Here is a 433-nt window from a genome sequence, read left to right as displayed (position 1 = left end):
CTGGCCGAACTCGTCGCTGACCTCGGGGCGGAACACGACGCCGGACAGGGGCATGCCGTTGCCCATGGGCTTGCCCATGGTGACGATGTCGGGCAGCACGTCGTGGCGGGCGAAGCCCCACATCGTGTCGCCGAGGCGGGCGAAGCCGGCCTGGACCTCGTCGGCGATGTAGAGCCCGCCGGCGGCGTGGACCTCCTCGACGACGGCGGGCATGTAGCCGACCGGGTCGGTGAAGATGCCGTCGCTGGTGTAGGCGCAGTCGGTGATGAGCGCGGCGAGGCGGTAGCCGTGGCGCTGCAGGTCGGCGATGGCGTCGCGGACCTGGGTGCGCATGTGCTCGGCCAGGGTGGTCCCGGGCGGGGCCAGGCGCGGGTCGGGCGGGTCGATGAGCCGCACGTTGGGTCCCAGCGGCGAGCCGGCGCCCAGATGGGGG

1 protein-coding gene is annotated in these 433 nt (G+C 73.4%); it reads right to left on the bottom strand.

Features of this window, described 5'->3' with window-relative positions; translation table 11 throughout:
- The coding region (locus ACFQU3_RS24380) for an aminotransferase class III-fold pyridoxal phosphate-dependent enzyme (protein WP_385914762.1) at positions 1-433 on the bottom strand (433 nt) is incomplete at both ends.

Origin of the sequence: Terrabacter sp. GCM10028922, assembly GCF_042666095.1 — a bacterium.
Taxonomy (GTDB): domain Bacteria; phylum Actinomycetota; class Actinomycetes; order Actinomycetales; family Dermatophilaceae; genus Terrabacter.
The sequence above is the reverse complement of the archived record's forward strand: the minus strand, read 5'-3'. Positions and strand labels throughout refer to the sequence as shown.